Origin of the sequence: Paenalcaligenes sp. (assembly GCF_030152715.1) — a bacterium.
In the GTDB taxonomy this organism is placed as follows: domain Bacteria; phylum Pseudomonadota; class Gammaproteobacteria; order Burkholderiales; family Burkholderiaceae_B; genus Paenalcaligenes; species Paenalcaligenes hermetiae.
In genome coordinates, this window is sequence record NZ_JASLIX010000075.1 from 1 (window position 1) to 3,512 (window position 3,512).

Below are 3,512 nucleotides of genomic sequence, written 5' to 3' on the forward strand. Positions count from 1 at the left end.
CAGCGCAATACAAACATAGACTAATAATTTAAAACGCAAGGCATCATCAATCCCCAGGCGAATAAAGACAAAGCGAATCACAATAGTGACTAAAGTCGCCAATAAAATAAAAATTAGCCACGCCGGAAAGTACGAGCCCACTAATGCAAAAGAGGGCGCGCGCTGGCACCCTGCTACCAATCCTGCCACAAATAAAAGCCATGCCACCCGCATTCTATTTCCTTGTCACATACTCACAACACCACAAAATTGTACCTGAGCTTTGGGCCAATCCAGTACCTACCCACAATCCTTAACGTTAAATACCACAAGACTAAGCCGGCTTACTGGTAAAAACCCTATGCAGCCGAAGAGATAGTTTATCGGTAATATATTTAACTATAAATATATTGGATTTCATGCTTTACGCGACAACACAGGAACGGCCTATCATGTTCAACATTTCTTCTCGTCTACTGATTGGTGCCACACTAGCACTAAGCGCCTTTGGCTTACAGGCTGCGGAAACCACGCTTAAAGCCGTGTCCGCTTTCACCCAAGACGCTTTTTTCTCCGAGCGCTTTCATGCTTTTGTAGAAAAGGTGAACAACGAAGGCAAAGGCATTTTACAGATTCACGTCGTAGGTGGCCCTGAGTCTATCCCTACCTTTGAGGTCGGCAATGCTTTACGCTCTGGGGTTGTCGACTTTGCTAATACCAGCGCGGTTTTTCATGCCAATTTAGTGCCTGAAGCCCTTGCCATGACGCTTACCGATCGTCGCATGAGCGAGTTACGCGAAAATGGTGGTTATGCGCTCATGAACCAAATCCACCAAGACAAAGCAAATATGGTGTGGTTAGCTCGCGTTACCGATGGCCTGCAATACCATCTCTATGTGAATAAGCCTATTGATAAAGCCGAGCTTAAAGGCTTTAAGATCCGCAGTACTCCAGTCTACTTAGCGCTATTACGTACACTGGGAGCAACCGCTATTCAAATTGCTCCTGGAGAAACCTATACCGCGCTCGAGCGTGGGGTAGTAGACGGCTACGGCTGGCCCTCTGTCGGTTTATTGGACTTAGGATGGCAAGAAAAAACCAAATATCGTGTAGAACCCGGTTTTTATAATGTAGAAGTCGGCTTTTTTATGAATAAAAACAGCTGGGAAAAACTGAACGATGAACAAAAAGCCTTTTTACAGAAACAAGTACAGTGGGTGGAGTCGCTTAACGAGGCAGAGCTAGAGCGTGGTGAGCAAGAGAAACGTCGACAAGAAGACGCGGGGGTTCAAGTACTTACTTTGTCTGAAGAAGCGGCCACCGATCTGCTCAACAAAGCGTATCAAGCTGGCTGGGACAATTTACACAAAGTCAGCCCCAAAAACGCTAAAGAAATTGAACGCCTTTTTGGTAAAGACCCTGCTTAATTCTGATGTATCCCATAAAAGGCATCGGCGTGCTTAGGCCAACGATGCCTTTTCCTTTCTGAACCAAAGAGAACACGATGTCTGAATCTTCGACCCTTAGCCAAAATCGTCTCTATCACGCTCTGATGTCCTGTTGTGGTGCGCTCGCAGCTATCATCTTTGGCTTGATGAGTGTACTGGTCACCGCTGATGTGGTGCTGCGTAATTTAAACATCGACCTGATTCCTGCAGGCGTGGAAATTACCGAGTACATGTTGATGGTAGCCACCTTTATCGCAGCGCCATGGCTGCTCTATCACAATGGCCATATTCGAGTCGATGTGATTTTGCATCTTTTACCGCGCTTTTTACAACGCTTTTTCGCCTTATTTTGTCATGCCGTTGGGCTCATCGTCTGTGCTGTGTTGGCCTACCAATCGCTAATGGTGTTGTTGGACGCCCAGCAGCAAGGCAGTGTGGTGTTTAAAGAACTGATTTTTCCTGAATGGTGGCTAAGTGTGCCGCTACTTTTTGGGTCAAGCTTATTAACCATTGAGTTTGGTCGTCGCCTTGCTCTTGAATTTCGTCAAAAGGCCTAACCATGGAATGGCAATCTGCATTAGCCCTGATGCTGGGCACCCTATTTTTCTTAATGGCAGTAGGCACGCCAGTGGTTTTTGCGTTTTTGGCCGTCAACCTGATTGGAGCTTGGGTGTTTTTAGGTCAAGAAGCCGGTCTGGCCCAATGGGTACGCAATACGACCTCTTCCATTACCAGCTTTTCTTTGACTCCTATCCCCCTCTTTGTGTTGATGGGAGAAGTCTTATTTCATACCGGCTTGGCTTTTAAAGCGATTACAGCAATTGAGCGTGTGATCTCACGCGTCCCCGGCAAACTCTCTATCGTAAGTATTTTGGGTGGTACTACTTTTGCTACGCTGTCTGGTTCCTCTATTGCGAATACAGCCATGATGGGCGGAGTGATGATGCCAGAAATGCAACGTCGTGGTTATCACCCTACCATGTCCATGGGGCCGATCATGGCGGTCGGGGGGATTGCTATGCTCATTCCCCCATCTGCTTTGGCTGTGATGCTCGGCAGCTTAGCTGGTATTTCTATTGAGCGTCTTTTAATTGGTGGCATTTTGCCGGGCTTGGTCATGGCTATGGGTTTTTTGGCCTATGTGGTGATTCGTAGCCGTTTGCGCCCCCAAGACGCCCCCTCTGACCCTAACGATGACCTGGGGTTGAGCGGCTGGCAAAAATGGCGGCCCTTTGTCAAAGACGTGGTTCCCTTGCTTGGTATTTTTATCGCTGTGGTCGGTTCTATGCTGGCGGGTTGGGCTTCTCCTACTGAGTCCGCGGCCATTGGCGTTACGGCTTCTGTGGTAGCCACCTTGTTTTATCGAGCCTTTAGCTGGCCGGCCTTATGGAAAAGCCTAATCGAAACGGCCAAGGTATCCGTTGTTATTTTATTTATTTTAGCGGCCTCTACCACCTTTGCCCAATTGCTCAGTTTTTCTGGTGCAAGCACAGGCTTTTTAGGCTTAATTAAAGGCTTGGGCTTAAACCAAGTCACTTTGGTAATCGGTATGCTACTGATTTTACTCGTGCTGGGGATGGTGTTGGATCAGGTGAGTATGATGATGATTGCCTTACCGTTTTTTATGCCGCTAGCAGTAGCCGCTGGGGTGGATACCGTATGGTTAGGGGTAATGATTCTTATTACACTGGAAATTGGTTTGCTTACCCCACCGTTTGGTCTGCTACTGATTGTGATGCAAAGTGTGGTGCCCAGCTCAATACGTCTGCCTCAGATTTACCGTGCTGCGGTACCCTTTTTGATCATTGAAATTGCCGTACTTGCTTTGGTGTTTTGCTTACCGCAAATTGCCACAGGGCTACCAAATCTCATTCGCTAGTTGCACGGTGCTTTTCTAATAAAAACACCCCAAGTGCCATATCAGCATTTGGGGTGTTTTTTACCAGCATATACGTTTAACGCTGCCCGGCACGCGCCTCAAAACGGCCGCGCCCTTTTTTCTGTGCAAATCCTTCAGCACGCCCTTGTGGTTTCGCCCCACGTGGACGACGTGACTTATCTAAAGCACCAGCCTTTTCCCCACGG

4 protein-coding genes are annotated in these 3,512 nt (G+C 47.7%); 3 read left to right on the forward strand and 1 reads right to left on the reverse strand.

Translation table 11 applies throughout. The features are described from left to right. On the reverse strand, positions 1-213 hold a 213-nt coding region (locus Q1V74_RS06200; protein WP_300647530.1), incomplete at its 3' end, for a YtcA family lipoprotein. 218 nt (positions 214-431) lie between these two features. Here Q1V74_RS06200 and dctP point away from each other — a divergent pair. The 3 genes from dctP to Q1V74_RS06215 all read left to right on the forward strand — a co-directional run bounded on the left by dctP (position 432) and on the right by Q1V74_RS06215 (position 3,306). Next, on the forward strand, positions 432-1,406 hold the full coding sequence (gene dctP / locus Q1V74_RS06205) for a TRAP transporter substrate-binding protein DctP (protein WP_300647531.1): 975 nt from the start codon (positions 432-434) through the stop codon (positions 1,404-1,406). A 77-nt stretch (positions 1,407-1,483) separates the two neighbouring features. Continuing rightward, positions 1,484-1,984 carry a TRAP transporter small permease gene (locus Q1V74_RS06210; RefSeq protein ID WP_300647532.1) on the forward strand — a complete coding sequence of 167 codons (501 nt, stop codon included), beginning with the start codon at positions 1,484-1,486 and terminating at the stop codon, positions 1,982-1,984. 2 nt (positions 1,985-1,986) lie between these two features. Further along, positions 1,987-3,306: a TRAP transporter large permease gene (locus Q1V74_RS06215; RefSeq protein WP_300647533.1), complete on the forward strand. Its 1,320-nt coding sequence runs from the start codon at positions 1,987-1,989 to the stop codon at positions 3,304-3,306. The last annotated feature ends 206 nt before the right edge of the window (positions 3,307-3,512 follow it).

Bases quoted from the DNA above. Each gene is read 5' to 3' on its own strand.
- dctP (WP_300647531.1), top strand. From the start codon at position 432: ATGTTCAACATTTCTTCTCGTCTACTGATTGGTGCCACACTAGCACTA.
- Q1V74_RS06210 (WP_300647532.1), top strand. From the start codon at position 1,484: ATGTCTGAATCTTCGACCCTTAGCCAAAATCGTCTCTATCACGCTCTG.
- Q1V74_RS06215 (WP_300647533.1), top strand. From the start codon at position 1,987: ATGGAATGGCAATCTGCATTAGCCCTGATGCTGGGCACCCTATTTTTC.